14 protein-coding genes are annotated in these 14,054 nt (G+C 67.6%); 2 read left to right on the forward strand and 12 right to left on the reverse strand.

Annotation, left to right across the window (positions count from 1 at the left end):
• The first annotated feature begins 155 nt into the window (after positions 1–155).
• Complete coding sequence (locus tag ACTXG5_RS24020) at positions 156–1,154, forward strand: PPE family protein (protein ID WP_445161172.1); 999 nt, start codon at positions 156–158, stop codon at positions 1,152–1,154.
• Here the strand turns inward: ACTXG5_RS24020 and ACTXG5_RS24025 are convergent.
• From ACTXG5_RS24025 to dxr, 10 genes are all read right to left on the reverse strand, one after another.
• Complete coding sequence (locus ACTXG5_RS24025; protein ID WP_445164565.1) at positions 1,144–1,887, reverse strand: gamma-glutamyl-gamma-aminobutyrate hydrolase family protein; 744 nt, start codon at positions 1,885–1,887, stop codon at positions 1,144–1,146. The genes ACTXG5_RS24020 and ACTXG5_RS24025 overlap by 11 nt on opposite strands.
• A gap of 110 nt (positions 1,888–1,997) precedes the next feature.
• Positions 1,998–2,552, reverse strand: a complete 555-nt coding sequence (locus ACTXG5_RS24030; protein WP_445164566.1) for an alpha/beta hydrolase — start codon at positions 2,550–2,552, stop codon at positions 1,998–2,000.
• A 74-nt stretch (positions 2,553–2,626) separates the two neighbouring features.
• Positions 2,627–4,129 carry a cobyric acid synthase gene (locus ACTXG5_RS24035; RefSeq protein WP_445161173.1) on the reverse strand — a complete coding sequence of 501 codons (1,503 nt, stop codon included), beginning with the start codon at positions 4,127–4,129 and terminating at the stop codon, positions 2,627–2,629.
• Positions 4,130–4,143: 14 nt separating this feature from the next.
• Positions 4,144–5,001, reverse strand: coding sequence for a type I methionyl aminopeptidase (gene map, locus ACTXG5_RS24040; RefSeq protein ID WP_445161174.1), 858 nt, complete (start codon positions 4,999–5,001; stop codon positions 4,144–4,146).
• A 154-nt stretch (positions 5,002–5,155) separates the two neighbouring features.
• Positions 5,156–5,740 (reverse strand): DUF1707 SHOCT-like domain-containing protein, encoded by a 585-nt coding sequence (locus ACTXG5_RS24045; RefSeq protein ID WP_445161175.1) that lies wholly within the window; start codon positions 5,738–5,740, stop codon positions 5,156–5,158.
• 42 nt (positions 5,741–5,782) lie between these two features.
• Positions 5,783–7,621: a penicillin-binding transpeptidase domain-containing protein gene (locus ACTXG5_RS24050; protein WP_445161176.1), complete on the reverse strand. Its 1,839-nt coding sequence runs from the start codon at positions 7,619–7,621 to the stop codon at positions 5,783–5,785.
• A gap of 99 nt (positions 7,622–7,720) precedes the next feature.
• Complete coding sequence (locus ACTXG5_RS24055; RefSeq protein ID WP_445161177.1) at positions 7,721–8,575, reverse strand: GNAT family N-acetyltransferase; 855 nt, start codon at positions 8,573–8,575, stop codon at positions 7,721–7,723.
• 54 nt (positions 8,576–8,629) lie between these two features.
• Complete coding sequence (gene ispG / locus ACTXG5_RS24060; protein WP_445161178.1) at positions 8,630–9,817, reverse strand: flavodoxin-dependent (E)-4-hydroxy-3-methylbut-2-enyl-diphosphate synthase; 1,188 nt, start codon at positions 9,815–9,817, stop codon at positions 8,630–8,632.
• Positions 9,814–11,037: a M50 family metallopeptidase gene (locus tag ACTXG5_RS24065; RefSeq protein ID WP_445161179.1), complete on the reverse strand. Its 1,224-nt coding sequence runs from the start codon at positions 11,035–11,037 to the stop codon at positions 9,814–9,816. The genes ispG and ACTXG5_RS24065 overlap by 4 nt, the downstream gene beginning before the upstream one ends.
• Before the next feature lie 18 nt (positions 11,038–11,055).
• On the reverse strand, positions 11,056–12,255 hold the full coding sequence (dxr, locus tag ACTXG5_RS24070) for a 1-deoxy-D-xylulose-5-phosphate reductoisomerase (RefSeq protein WP_445161180.1): 1,200 nt from the start codon (positions 12,253–12,255) through the stop codon (positions 11,056–11,058).
• A gap of 115 nt (positions 12,256–12,370) precedes the next feature.
• Here dxr and ACTXG5_RS24075 point away from each other — a divergent pair, with 115 nt between their 5' ends.
• Entirely contained in the window at positions 12,371–12,625 is a 255-nt protein-coding gene (locus ACTXG5_RS24075) for a DUF2631 domain-containing protein (protein WP_445161181.1), read from the forward strand.
• Positions 12,626–12,639: 14 nt separating this feature from the next.
• Here ACTXG5_RS24075 and ACTXG5_RS24080 read toward each other — a convergent pair whose 3' ends face one another.
• Together ACTXG5_RS24080 and ACTXG5_RS24085 are read right to left on the reverse strand one after the other, a co-directional pair.
• Positions 12,640–13,509 (reverse strand): cytochrome c biogenesis CcdA family protein, encoded by an 870-nt coding sequence (locus ACTXG5_RS24080; protein ID WP_445161182.1) that lies wholly within the window; start codon positions 13,507–13,509, stop codon positions 12,640–12,642.
• 4 nt (positions 13,510–13,513) lie between these two features.
• Entirely contained in the window at positions 13,514–14,026 is a 513-nt protein-coding gene (locus ACTXG5_RS24085; protein WP_445161183.1) for a protein disulfide oxidoreductase, read from the reverse strand.
• Positions 14,027–14,054: the final 28 nt, after the last annotated feature.

Here is a 14,054-nt window from a genome sequence, read left to right on the forward strand (position 1 = left end):
GCCGCGCCCATTCGCCGCACCACTAAGTGCACGCGAGAAAACTTTCACAATCAGCAAAGCTCGACAGCCCACTGCGGCGGTCTATTTCGCGTCGACGTATTGAAGGGAAAGTCCATGTTTTCAACAATCCCCACTGCCCTAAAAGTGAGATAGCAATGGATTTTGGAACGCTTCCGCCGGAAACCAACTCCGGGCTCATGTATTCGGGTCCCGGCTCGCGATCGATGATGAATGCCGCTATCGCCTGGGACGGGCTGGCCGATCGCCTGTATAACACCGCGGCGCGATGTAGTTCGGTGATATCCACGCTGGCGGCCGGATGGCAGGGTCCGGCCGCGACGGCGCTGACCCAGGCTGCGGCAACCCATACCGGGTGGCTGAATACCGTTGCCGCGCAGGCGCAGCGGATGGCAACTCAGGCCAAGTCGGCCGCAAACGCCTACGAGTTGGCCTTGGCGGCGATGGTGCACCCATCGGCGATCGAGGCCAACCGCATGCTGCGCACGTGGCTGGCCGAGACAAATTGTCTGGGCCAATCGAGCCCGGTGCTCGCGGACGCCGAAAGCGACTACGACCAGATGTGGGCCCAGGACGTCGACACGATGTACACCTATGCCGCGGCCAGCGCCGATGCCGTGACGGTGACACCGTTTCTTTCGCCGCCGCCCGCCGGCGCGGAGCCAGGTGTCACTCAAGCGCCCGGCAGCTGGGCGCTGACAGCGGCGCCGGAGGTCATATCGGCTGGGTGCCAAGTGGTTTCCACCATTCCCGATGCTCTCGATGCCCTGTCCGCGTCGCCGCTCACCCCGTTCGACGTATTCCTTTCGCCGGTGACCGCATCGCTGTCGAAGCTGAGTTCGCTGTCCGCGCCGTCGGACTTCGCGATCAACCACTTGAATTCCCTGAACAAGAGGGCAGCGCTGAATAACGCCGTTGCGTTGTTGTCCCGGCTACCGAACCGCAGTCGGGCCGGCGGTGCGGCCTCCACGACGGGGTTGGGGTGCGCAACGGCGGTCGGGACGTTGTCCGTACCTCAGGGCTGGGTAGCCAAGACGCCACGTCCGGTCACCGCGGCGCCGCAGTGCGGTTGGGGGTATGCACCAGTGCGCCTGGTCGAACTCAATGAGACGCCGGAATGGCCGCTCACCCGTTGACGGCGGGGCGAGCTACCGGTGTCCGCGTGTTCGAGGCATAGGCGCGAGCGGCGTCGACTATCGCCTCGAACAGTCGCAGGTCGTCGAGGAACTGCTCGGGATGCCACTGCACCGCAAGCGCGAAGCTGTCACCCGGCACCTCCAGCCCCTCGACGACGCCGTCGGCGTCCCACGCGCTGACGATCAGGCCGTCACCGACCTTGTCGACGGCTTGATGGTGATAGCACCACGCATCCGAAGAGTCGCCCAGCAGTGCGGCCAGTCTGGTGCCCGCAACGGTGCGGACCGGCAACTGGGTGAAACGCCCATAGCCCGCGTGATGCCCGCGGTGTCCGAGAACGTCGGGCAGGTGCTGATGCAGCGTTCCGCCGAACGCGACGTTGAGCATCTGCGTGCCGCGACAGATGCCGAGCACCGGGAGCCCGCGGTCCAGCGCACCGCGCAACAACGCGAATTCCCACGCGTCACGGACCGTGCGAGGCGCGTCGGTCTTCGGATGAGGTTGCTGCCCATAGACCGCCGGGTCGAGGTCGTAACCCCCGGTGATCACCAGGCCGTCCAGGCTGTCGAGCACGCTCTCGGCGATGTCGGGGTCCACCGGCTGCGGCGGCAGCAGCACCGCGATGCCGCCGGCCCTGATCACACCCTCGAAATAGTTCGCACCCAGGTAACCGGCTGGGATGTCCCAACCATCGGACTGCACTTGCTCCAGATAACTCGTCAGGCCTATCACCGGCCGGCTCATCCCAGAGGCGTTCACGCCCCACACATCCTTTCGTGTGACTGTGCGACCGCGATGTCGCGCAAGGCCGCCGCGACCCGTGATTGGTCTGCGGCCCGGTGCTACCAGGTGCTGGTACGCAAGACGATCTCGGCGGCCAATTGCGCGGTCGACTCCTGCGCATTTCGCCGTCCGAGCAGATCCACCGTGCGGTAGTCGGCGTAGACGTAGCGCTGGCTGTTGTTGGCCACCGCCCGTCCGTCCGGAGTGCTGGCCAGCACGGTGGTGCCGATCTCCACCGGCGGGCAGTGGTCGTCACGGACCACGCCGTTGACGTCGGCTACTCGCGGATGTCCGCGGTCGACGACCACCAGGCCCACAAATCGGCCCAGCTTGGTCGCCGCCAGCTCCCAGGCGATGTCGCCGCCGGCCCGGTCACCCACTACGACCGCCCAGCCGATGCCCAGTCCATCGAGGATGCCGACCACCGACTTCGGGGTCAGGCGCGGGTCGAGGCCGATGACGATGGTGCGCAGCGAAGCGGTGTGGAGGCGCTCACAGACCGCGTCATAGGCGGCCAACTCGCGCTGCTCGTCGCCGAGGATGACGACGACAACGCCCTTCTCAGGGCCGGACACGCCTACTGGGACGGGAAACCCGTCGAGCGTGGTCATCATCGAGGGCACTTACGCACGCTACAGCCATTATTCGGACCGCGCGAGGTTTGCCCGGCCTCCCACCAGCCCAAGCCCTACGGCCGAAGCTGGCTTGCCAGGTACGGCCGTGCTGGCGGTGGGCCGTCGAGCAGGCCGAGGACGGCATCGATATCGAGGTGAGACGCCAGCAGCTCGGCCGCCAGATCCAGTTGGGCATCGCGCCGCCCCGCGACGTTGGTGTCGTCGGCGACAACGAACCCTGTCCGTCCGGCGGCCGCGGCGACGCGGGTCAACCACGCACGCCGGAAGTCGTCGTTGTCGAGCAGTCCGTGCCAGTGCGTGCCGAAGACCGCGCCCCGCACGATGCCGTGTGGCCGCGCGTCGACATCGAACCAGGCGGCCTCGTCGCATCGGACGAGCTGCCCATGATGGATTTCGTATCCGCTGAGCGGGTGCTGCCAGCGGTGCAGGGTCTTGTGCTCGCCAAAGACGATGTCGGCATTCAGCAGTCCCAGCCCCGCCACTTCCCCGGTTCCGGATTCCACCGTGTCCTCGATACGTCGGCACAGCATCTGCAGCCCCCCGCAGATCCCCAGCACCGGCTTGCCGGCCCCGGCGTGATCGGTGATCGCGGCGGCCAGACCGCGATCGCGCAGCCAGTTCAGGTCGGCGACGGTGGCTTTGCTGCCCGGAAGCACGGCCAGATCGGCGTCGGCCAGATCGGCCGGGTCGCTGATCCAGCGCACCAGCACACCCGGCTCGCATGCCAGCGCCTCGATGTCGGTGGTGTTGGAGATCCGGGGCAGCCGGATGGCGGCCACCTTGAGCCACTCGCTGCCCAGCGGTGGCCCCGGCCTGCCGACGACGCGATGCGCGACGACCGACAGCGAGTCCTCGGCGTCCAGCCAAAGCTCGTCGGCGTAGGGCAACACCCCATAGGTTGGCCGGCCGGTCATTTCAAGCAGCTGCGCCAGCCCGGGCTCGAGCAGGGCGGGGTCGCCGCGGAACTTGTTGACGATGAAGCCCGCGATCAGCGCCTGGTCGTCGGGCTCGAGCACCGCGACCGTCCCGAACAGATGAGCCAGCAAGCCGCCGCGATCGATGTCCCCGACCAGGACCACCGGCAGGTTCGCGGCCCTGGCCAATCCCATGTTGGCCAAATCTGTTGCCCGTAAGTTGATTTCGGCCGGCGAACCGGCCCCCTCGCAGATCACTACATCGAATTCGTCACGCAAAGAAGACAATTCGTCGATGACGACTTTCGCGAGCCGGTCGCGATGCTCGATGTAATCTGCCGCGGTGACCGAGTCCGCGACGCGGCCCCGGATCACCAGCTGCGACATTCGATCACTGCCGGGTTTGAGCAGGATCGGGTTGAACCGCACGCTGGGTTCCAGCCCCGCCGCCCTGGCCTGAATCGCCTGGGCCCGTCCGATTTCGCCGCCCTCGACGGTGACCGCGGAGTTGTTCGACATGTTCTGCGCCTTGAAGGGCGCGACCCGGACTCCGCTGCGGGCCAGCAACCTGCACAGGCCCGCGACCACCACTGATTTCCCGGCATCGGAGCTGGTGCCCGCGACCAGCAGAGCGCCGTTCACGTGGGGAACGCGGTTCAGACGACCGTGAGGATCTCGACGCCGGTATCGGTGACCAGCAGGGTGTGCTCGAACTGCGCGGTCCACTTGCGGTCCTTGGTGACCACTGTCCAGCCGTCGCCCCAGATTTCGTAGTCCAGCGCGCCGAGATTGATCATCGGTTCGATGGTGAACGTCATTCCCGGCTGTATCTCGGTGGTCACCGAAGGCTGATCGTAGTGCAGCACGACCAACCCGTTGTGAAATGTGGTGCCGATCCCGTGACCGGTGAAGTCACGAACCACGTTGTACCCGAACCGATTTGCGTATGCCTCGATGACGCGGCCGACGACCGACAGCGCGCGCCCAGGTTTGACGGCGTTGATCGCCCGCATCGTCGCCTCCCGGGTGCGGTCGACGAGCAGCCGGTGCTCCTCGGACACATCGCCGGCCAGAAAAGTCGCGTTGGTGTCGCCGTGCACACCGTCGATGTAGGCGGTGACGTCGATGTTGACGATGTCGCCGTCGGCGATCACCGTCGAGTCGGGGATGCCATGGCAGATCACCTCGTTGAGCGACGTGCAGCACGATTTCGGGTAACCCTTGTAGCCCAAAGTTGAGGGGTAGGAGCCGTTGTCGACCATGTATTCGTGCGCGATGCGGTCCAGCTCGTCGGTCGTCACTCCGGGCGCGACCGCTTTGCCCGCTTCGGCAAGCGCGCCGGCCGCAATCCGGCCCGCGACGCGCATCTTCTCGATCACCTCTGGTGTCTGCACCCACGGCTCGGTGCCCTCCCGGGCTGTCGGCTTGCCGACATACTCGGGGCGCGGGATGCGGTTGGGCACCGGCAGAGTCGGGGACAACACTCCAGGCGAAAGCGCGGTGCGAACAGGCATGCCGCTAGCTTAATCGCGTCTTTCTCCAGCGTGCCGGGCATCGCGTGTGCAGCGGCGGCGTTGAGTGTGAACCCAGGGCGCCATGAGCGCACACGTCCCGCCGTCAACGCACCCTCGAGGCCGACACCGCACGCGCGACGCGGGCAACCCGCCGTCAGGCCCCGCGGCGACGCAGCAGCGCTCGGCGCGGTCCATGGATGGTCACCGAGCCGCACACCACCCGCCCGGTCAGCACGACATGCGGCCTGCCTTCGCCCGGCGCATCCTTGCGGCGGTCGCGGGCACTGCCCCCGTAGACCTCGACGTCATCGATCGAGGCGCTGGCGCCATCGGGCAGCCAGATATCGACCGAACCGAACCGCACGTCGAGTTCGACGACTACCACCGGCCCGGCGAACCGGGCCTTGGTGAGCTCGAGTTTGACCGACCCCAGCCGCCGTACCAGCGCCAACCGGGTGGGCACCGTCCATTCGCCGTGCCGCCGCAGCGACCCGGCCCAGCCACGCAGCTCCACCCGGTCTGCCGCGGAAGTGACGATCGCGCCCGGACCGGGCAGGTCACCGACCAGGCCGTCCAGCTCGGGGCGGGTGCGCGCGTAGGACACCCGCGACGAGCGCTGCTCGAACTCGTTGATATCGATCAGCCCGAGCGCAACGGCGTTGTGCAGTCGCCGCATCGTGCCGTTGCGGTCGGCGTCGGAGACCCGCAACGTCACCATGTCCCCGCCGGTATCCGTCATGTTCGCAATTTACCGCTGTCGCGGGCCCGGCGGCCCGGCGCTTCAGGTCAGATAGCCCGGCGGCAGCGACTCGAACATGAATTTCGTCATCCTGACCGCCCACTCCGAGCTGCCGCCCCCGACGATCAGCGCGGCGAAGGCCAGATCGCCGCGGTACCCGGCGAACCAAGAGTGCGATCCGCCCGGGAACTCGGCCTCACCGGTCTTCGCGTAGATCTCGCCCAGGCCGTTGATCTCCTTGGCGGTCCCATTGGTCACCACCAGCCGCATCATCGGCCGCAGCGCGTCGATCATCTTCGGGCTGATCGGCGTTTCGTCGCCCTCGACCGTCGTCGGCCGGCCGGCGATCAGCTGCGGCACCGGGGTTTTGCCGGCCGCGACGGTGGCCGCGACCAGGGCCATGCCGAACGGGCTGGCCAGCACCCTGCCCTGGCCGAAGCCGTCTTCGGTCCGCTCGGCCATGTCGACCGTCGGCGGCACCGACCCGGTCACGGTGCTGATGCCGTCCACCGTGTAGTCGAGCCCGATCCCGTATTGGGAGGCCGTCTGGGTCAGCCCGCGGGGCGGCATCCTGCTGCTCAACTCCGCGAACGTGGTGTTGCACGAACTGGCGAAGGCGCGGGACAGCGACACCACACCGAGGTCGAAGCCGCCGTAGTTCGGGATGGTGCGGTGGCCGATGTCGAGATGGCCCGGGCAGCCCAGCATCGAGTTGGGCGTCACCATGTCGCGGTCGACCGCCGCGCCGGCGGTGACCATCTTGAACGTCGACCCGGGCGGAAACAGGCCATTGGTGGCGGGCAGGCCGTCGGCGTCGGCGCCGCCGTTCTGCGCGATCGCGAGGATCTCCCCCGTCGACGGCTTGATCACGACGATCATCGCCTTGCCGCCCTTGTTGTCCACCGCGCGCTGGGCGGCGTTCTGCACCACCCGGTCCAGCGTGATCGACACCGACGGTGCCGGCGACCCTTCGACCTCGTGCAGCACGGCGACGTCGACGTTGTTCTGGTTGACGCTGACCACCCGCCAGCCGGCCTGGCCGTCGAGTTGGTCGATCACGGCCTTCTTGACGGCGCCGATGACGGCCGGCGCGAAATGCGGGTCGGTCGCCAGCATGTCGGCCTGCGGTGTGACCACGATGCCGGGCAGCCTGCCGATTACGGGAAACACCTTGTCGTTGTCGGCCGGAAGCAGCGTGACGCCCAGGTCCACCTGGTGGGATGTCGAGCTGGCCTGCTCGGCGAGCAGCTGCGGGTCGGTCAGCGCGTCGTTGAACGGCCGCAGCACGTCGACGATCGAGTGGGTGGTGAAGCTCAGCGACTGCGGCGGTCCGGCCTGGGTGGCGTCCAGCGTGTAGTGATAGCGGTAGCCCGGCGCCAGCACATCGCTGCCGCCGAGTTCGTTCACCGACGCGCGGTGTGGCGTATCGGCCCGCAACGCGAACGTCTGATGCTCGCCCAGCTTGGGGTGCAGCCCATTGGGGGCCCAGCGGACCTCCCAGCGCCCCTCGTCGCGGGCCATCCGCAGCTGGCCGTCATAACTCCACACCCGGTTCTTGGGCAGATGCCAGCTGAACCGATAGCTGATCGTGCCGGTGTCCTCGGCGTACTTGGAGCTGAGGATCTGCGCGTCCAAGTGGGTGGCCTGCAGCCCGGCCCAGGCCGCGTTGAGCGCCTCGCGAGCCTCGTTGGGGTTGTCGCTGAGTTGGGCGGCGGTCGCGGTGTCGCCAATCGCCAAGGCGCGGAAGAACTTCTCCGCCGCGGGGCCCGGACCGTCGGGCCGGGGGGTGCACCCGGACAGCGCAACGGCCGCGACGAGCAGCAGTCCGGAGACAATCGATGCGGCTGATTTCAGCGATACCCGAGTGGTTAGAGTTGCCATCGTTACTGATGTTAGAGCTGTGGCTTACCCGCGCGCGCCGACACACCGAGACAGAACCGTTATGCACACGGACGTAACACCGGTGCGAAAAATGAGCCGCTAGTCCAGCAGAACCGTGGCGAAGGTACCGACCTCCGCGAAACCCACCCGGGTGTAGGCGGCACGCGCCACCGCGTTGAAGTCGTTCACGTACAGGCTGGCAATGCGCCCGCTGCCGACGATCACGGCGGCCAGCATCGCGGTGCCACGCGCGCCCAGCCCCAGGCCACGCCACTCCGGATGCACCCAGACGCCCTGGATCTGGCCGACTCCAGGCGATTGCGAGCCCACCTCGGCCTTGAACACGACGTGACCGTGCTCGAACCGGGCCCAGGCGCGCCCGGCGGCGATAAGGCTGGCCACCCGGCGGCGGTAGCCGCGACCGCCGTCGCCGAGCCGCGGGTCGATGCCGACTTCGCCGATGAACATGTCGACCGCGGCCACCAGGTAGGCGTCCAGCTCCTCCGGCCGCACCTGGCGCACCTCGGGATCGAGCTCACAGTTCGGGTGGCTGGTCAGCGCCATCAATGGTTGGCGTTCGCGCACGTCACGGGCCGGCCCCCAGGCCGATTCGAGCCGTTCCCACATCGGCAGTACCAGGCTCGCCCGGCCGACCAGCGACGAACAGCGACGCGTGCCGCTCATCGCCTCGTCGGCAAACGCATTCAGGTCGGCCGGCAGCCCCCGTAGCGGGATCAGGTTGGCCCCGGCGAAGCAGAGCGACTCATCCGCGCCGCGGCGGGTCCACAGCTCCCCGCCAATCGCGCCGGGGTCGATACCGTGATCCGCGACGCGGGAGGCGACCATGCACGAGCTGATCGGATCCTCGTCGAATACTCGCCACACCGCGGCGGCGTCACGCACCACGGACACCCGTCGGTCGCCGACTAGGCGAAAAAGGGGCGGAGCCGACATCTGGCGAACTCTCTGTCGTGCGAACTGAGGGCCAGCAACAGTGAACTGGCCCTATCAGCTTACGGTCACAATTGGCGAACCGCTTGCTGTTGTGCCAGGACCGTTATCAGTTCCCGCTGCTCCGGCTGCTACGTCCATTTCGGAAGCCAGCCGCATGGCCTCTTCGATCAACGTCTCGACGATCTGGGCTTCGGGAACGGTTTTGATCACCTCGCCCCGGACGAATATCTGGCCCTTGCCGTTTCCCGAGGCGACACCGAGATCGGCTTCGCGGGCCTCCCCCGGGCCGTTGACGACGCACCCCATCACGGCGACGCGCAGCGGCACATCCAGACCGTCCAGGCCTGCGGACACCGCGTTGGCCAGCGTGTAGACGTCGACCTGCGCGCGACCGCAGGACGGGCAGGACACGATTTCGAGCCCTCGCGGCCGCAGGTTCAGGGATTCGAGAATCTGGTTGCCGACCTTGACTTCCTCGATCGGCGGCGCCGACAAGGACACCCGAATGGTGTCGCCGATGCCCCGCGAGAGCAGCGCACCGAAGGCGACGGCGGACTTGATGGTGCCCTGGAAGGCGGGCCCGGCCTCGGTGACGCCGAGGTGCAGGGGGTAGTCGCACTGCGCGGCGAGCTGCTCGTAGGCGGCGACCATGATCACCGGGTCGTTGTGCTTGACGCTGATCTTGATGTCGCCGAAGCCGTGCTCCTCGAACAACGAGGCCTCCCACAGCGCCGACTCGACCAGCGCCTCGGGCGTGGCCTTGCCGTGCTTCTCCATGAACCGCTTGTCCAGTGAACCGGCGTTGACGCCGATGCGGATCGGGATCCCGGCGGCCCCGGCCGCCTTGGCGACCTCACCGACCCGGCCGTCGAATTCCTTGATGTTGCCCGGGTTGACGCGCACGGCGGCGCATCCGGCGTCGATCGCGGCGAAGATGTATTTCGGCTGGAAGTGGATGTCGGCGATCACCGGGAGCTGGCTGTGCCGGGCGATCTCGCCGAGTGCGTCGGCGTCCTCCTGTCGCGGGCAGGCCACCCGAACGATGTCGCAGCCCGCGGCCGTCAGCTCGGCGATCTGTTGCAGGGTCGAGTTGACGTCATGCGTCTTGGTGGTGCACATCGACTGCACCGCGATCGGAGAGTCGCTCCCGACGCCGACGTCGCCCACCATCAGCTGACGCGTCTTGCGGCGGGGGGCAAGCGTGGGAACCGGCGGCGCCGGCATGCCCAGGCCAATGGTCATTGGAACAACCTGATCGGGTTGACCAGATCAGCGGTCACCGTCAGCAACATGTAGCCCACCACAAAAACCAAGACCACATAGGTCGCGGGCATGAGCTTGAGATAGTTCACCGGCGCGGCCGCGACCATGCCACGGGCGGACCGCACGAGGTTGCGGATCTTTTCGAACACCGCGATCGCGATGTGGCCGCCGTCGAAAGGCAGCAGCGGCAACAGGTTGATCGCGCCCAGGATCAGGTTCAACTGGGCCAGGAAGAACCAGAACGCCACCCACAGCCCGTGGTCGACGGTGTCGCCGCCGATGATGCTGGCCCCGACGACGCTCATCGGCGTCCCCGGGTCGCGCTGCCCACCTCCGATGGCGTGAACCAGCGCCCCCACCTTCGTCGGGATCGTGACCAGCGCCTTGCCCACCTCGACCGTCAGCTCGCCGGTGAAGGCAACCGTGGCGGGAATCGCGGAGAGCACGCCGTAGTGCGTGGGCGTGACTTTGACGGCACCGACCCCCATCGCGCCGACCGTCGCGGCCTCGGGCTTTCCGCCCTGACCGCCAGCCCCGTTGCTGACAAAGCGTTGGGTGGGCGTGACGTCGACGTAGGCGGTGATCGGGGTGCCGTCACGCTCGACGACGACCGCAACGGTGCCGTGCAACTTACGCACCGCGGCGGCCATCTCGTCGAAGGTGGACACCGGGGTGTCACCGACTTTGACGACGACGTCGCCCGAGCGGATGCCGGCCAGCGCGGCCGGACCGGGGCCGGTGCAGCTCCCGATCTTGCCGGGCGCGACTTCTGGTGCAATACAAGCGGTTTCGCCGACGATCGCCCGGGTGGGCGGATGCAGGTTGGGCAGCCCCCAGACCAACGCGACGACGTAGATGAGGACCAGGCAGATGACGAAGTTCATGCCCGGGCCGGCGAACAGTACCGCGACGCGCTTCCACGTCGTCTGCTTGTACATCGCCCGGTCGGTTTCGTCGGGCGCCAGGTCCTCGACCGGGGTCATCCCGGCGATGTCGCAGAAGCCACCCAGTGGAACGGCCTTGACGCCGTACTCGGTCTCACCCCGCCGGGTCGACCACAGCGTGGGGCCGAAGCCGACGAAATAGCGCCGAACCTTCATACCGGTGACGCGCGCGACCCACATGTGGCCGCATTCGTGCAGAGCCACCGAGACCAGGATGGCCAGCGCGAACAGCACAATGCCGATTGCGAACATCATCAGGCGCTAGGACCTTTCTCAAACCATTCCCGAGACTTTGGCGGGGCTTGCGGTTGCGACCGCGCGCTGCGCCCGCTCCCGCGCCCAGCGCTGCGCGTCTAGTACCTCATCCACGTTAGCGGGTGAAACGGCCCATTGGTCGGCGGCGCTCAGCACGTCGGCGATTGTTCTGACGATCGCGGGAAAGCCGATGCGGCCGTCCAGGAAGGCCGCCGCGGCTTCTTCGTTGGCGGCGTTGTAGACCGCGGTCATGCAGCCGCCGGTCTCTCCGGCCTGCCGGGCCAGCTCGACGGCCGGGAAAACGGCGCTGTCCAACGGCTCGAATTCCCAGGTAGAGGCGGTAGTGAAATCACAGGCAGGAGCGGCACCGCTGACTCGCCGCGGCCAGCCCAAGGCCAACGAAATGGGCAGCTTCATGTCCGGCGGACTGGCCTGGGCGATCGTCGAGCCGTCGTTGAACGTGACCATCGAGTGAACAATCGACTGAGGGTGGACCACCACCTCGATGCGGTCGTAGGGGATGCCGAACAGCAGGTGGGTTTCGATGAGTTCCAGGCCCTTGTTAACCAGCGACGCCGAGTTCAGCGTGTTCATCGGGCCCATCGACCAGGTCGGATGGGCACCGGCCTGCTCTGGTGTGACGGCCTCCAGGTCGGCGGCGGCCCAGCCGCGGAACGGCCCACCCGAAGCGGTCAATACCAACTTGGCGACTTCGTCGGGATCGCCGCCGCGCAGGCATTGGGCCAGCGCCGAGTGCTCGGAGTCCACGGGCACGATCTGACCCGGCTGCGCCGCCCGCAAGACCAGCGGACCGCCGGCGATCAGCGATTCCTTGTTGGCCAGTGCCAGCCGGGCACCCGAGTGCAGTGCCGCCAGGGTCGGCCGCAGGCCCAGCGCCCCGACCAGCGCATTGAGCACGACGTCGGCCTCGGTCTGCTCGACGAGTCGGGTGACCGCGTCGGGTCCGTGGAAGGGGATGTCGCCGAGCGTCGCGGCCGCGTGCTCATCGGCGACGGCGATGTTGGTCACCCCGGTCTCGGCCCGCTGGCGGCGCAACGTGTCCAGATTCTTCCCGCCGGCCGCCAGGCCGACCACCTCGAAGCGGTCCGGGTTCGCGGCGATGACCTCCAGCGCCTGGGTGCCGATGGAGCCGGTGCTGCCCAACACGAGCACCCGGACGGGGCCGTCGGCCTGCGCTTGGGTGCTCGGGTTGCTCACTCACCCATTGTGCCGCCCGATGGGTGCTGCGGGCCATGGCCTGAGCCGTGCGGCCTTGTCGCGGCGTGTGCCAGAATCTCCCATGAGAAGCCGATCCGATCCGAAGGGAAACGCTGTGGCCAGTACCGAGGTGGAGCACTACAACGGCGTCGACCCGGCCGAGGTGCCATCCGCCGCGTGGGGGTGGAGCAGGATCAACATCCGCACCTGGCACGCCGTCGGGGTGATCGGCGTCATCTTTTTGCTGGCGATGCTGCGCGGCAATCACGTCGGCCACGTCGAAAACAACTTCCTGATCGGCTTCGCCGCCCTCGCGCTCTTTGTTCTGGTCCGCGATTGGTGGGGCCGGCGCCGCGGCTGGATCAGGTAGCCGTCAGCCGCTGCTCAACGCCGCGCTCGTCGGTGCCAGGCGCTCACCAGCGCGGCGCCCACCAGCGCTGACAACGCCACGATCCACGGCCACACACCATGCTGGTGCACCCAGCCGGCCAGCTCGCCCTGTAACCGGCCTGCCGCGGTGATCACCGCATCGTGCGGATCGGCCGCGGTGTTCAACAGCCGCAACTCGTAGAGGCCGTAATAGCCGACGTACAGCCCGACCAGCACCAGCAGCGCGCCGCCGATCCGGTTGATGAACGGCAAGATTCGCCGCAGCCGATCGGCCAGGGCCGAACTCGCGGTCGCGGCGGCGACGGCAAGCACGCCGACGACCAGGGTCAGGCCCGCGACGTAAGCCAGATAGATCGACACCCCCGTGACAATCGACCCGCTCCGCAGGCCGGCGGCGGTGACCGCGAGAAACGGCCCGATCGTGCACGACAGCGAGGCGATCGCGTAGCTGATCCCGTACCCGTACACGCCGACTATTCGCGACCCCTGCTGCTTCGGAGCCCACCGCGGTCCCAGCGGTCGCGGCGTCAGCGCGGTCAGCTCCCGACCCGACAGCAACCAAATCCCAAGCGCGACAAGCACAATGCCGATCACCACCGTCGCGTAGGGCAGGTATCGCTGCACCGTCGTGGCCGCCGAGATGGTCAGCGCTCCGAACACTCCGAACACCGTGAAGAAGCCGAGAGCCATCCCCGCGGTGGCTCCCAGCGCGCGCCCGACCCCGCCCAGCAGACTGGTGCGTTTGCTGTTCTGCTCGCCACGCACCACCAGCAGCAGGTAGGCCGGCAGCATCGCGAACCCGCACGGGTTCACCGCGGCCACCAACCCGGCGGCGAACCCCAGACCGACGAGACCCTGATTCACGGGCTCAGCGCAGCGCGGCCACCCGGCCGGCCAGCTCCTGCTGCGACATGGCCGAGGTGGGGTTGTTGACGAACGTCGAGCTGCCGTCGGCCCGGTAGAACACGTACGCCGGCTGCCAGGGCACGTTGTAGCGGGCCCAAATCGAGCCGTCGGCGTCGTTGAGGTTGGTGAAGTTCAGGTTGTACTTGGAGACAAAGGCCTGCTCCGCGCCGACATCCGAGTGCCCGGCGATGCCGACGAAGGCGACACCCGGGTTGGCGGCCGAAACCTGGCCGACACCGGGGGCTTCGGCATTGCAGAACGGACAGAACGGTGCCCAGAACCACAGCACGGCCGGTTTCCCCTGCAGGGCGGCGCCGTTGAACGGCGCACCGGACAGGGTGGTGCCGGTGAACTGCAGCCGATCGTCGGCGGCCCGCGCCCGCGGTGCGGCGGCCGACATCAGGACAACTGCGGCCAGGCCCGTCACCAGAACCACGGCAAACTTCTTCAAGTGCGACAACACGCGAATGGTCATGGCAACCCCTTTTGCTGGACTTCTACTT

The organism is Mycobacterium sp. Dal123C01 (assembly GCF_052566995.1).

Bases quoted from the DNA above. Each gene is read 5' to 3' on its own strand.
- ACTXG5_RS24085 (WP_445161183.1), bottom strand. From the start codon at position 14,026: ATGACCATTCGCGTGTTGTCGCACTTGAAGAAGTTTGCCGTGGTTCTG.
- ACTXG5_RS24020 (WP_445161172.1), top strand. From the start codon at position 156: ATGGATTTTGGAACGCTTCCGCCGGAAACCAACTCCGGGCTCATGTAT.
- ACTXG5_RS24030 (WP_445164566.1), bottom strand. From the start codon at position 2,552: ATGATGACCACGCTCGACGGGTTTCCCGTCCCAGTAGGCGTGTCCGGC.
- map (WP_445161174.1), bottom strand. From the start codon at position 5,001: ATGCCTGTTCGCACCGCGCTTTCGCCTGGAGTGTTGTCCCCGACTCTG.
- ACTXG5_RS24045 (WP_445161175.1), bottom strand. From the start codon at position 5,740: ATGACGGATACCGGCGGGGACATGGTGACGTTGCGGGTCTCCGACGCC.
- ACTXG5_RS24065 (WP_445161179.1), bottom strand. From the start codon at position 11,037: ATGATGTTCGCAATCGGCATTGTGCTGTTCGCGCTGGCCATCCTGGTC.
- ACTXG5_RS24055 (WP_445161177.1), bottom strand. From the start codon at position 8,575: ATGTCGGCTCCGCCCCTTTTTCGCCTAGTCGGCGACCGACGGGTGTCC.
- ispG (WP_445161178.1), bottom strand. From the start codon at position 9,817: ATGACCATTGGCCTGGGCATGCCGGCGCCGCCGGTTCCCACGCTTGCC.
- ACTXG5_RS24050 (WP_445161176.1), bottom strand. From the start codon at position 7,621: ATGGCAACTCTAACCACTCGGGTATCGCTGAAATCAGCCGCATCGATT.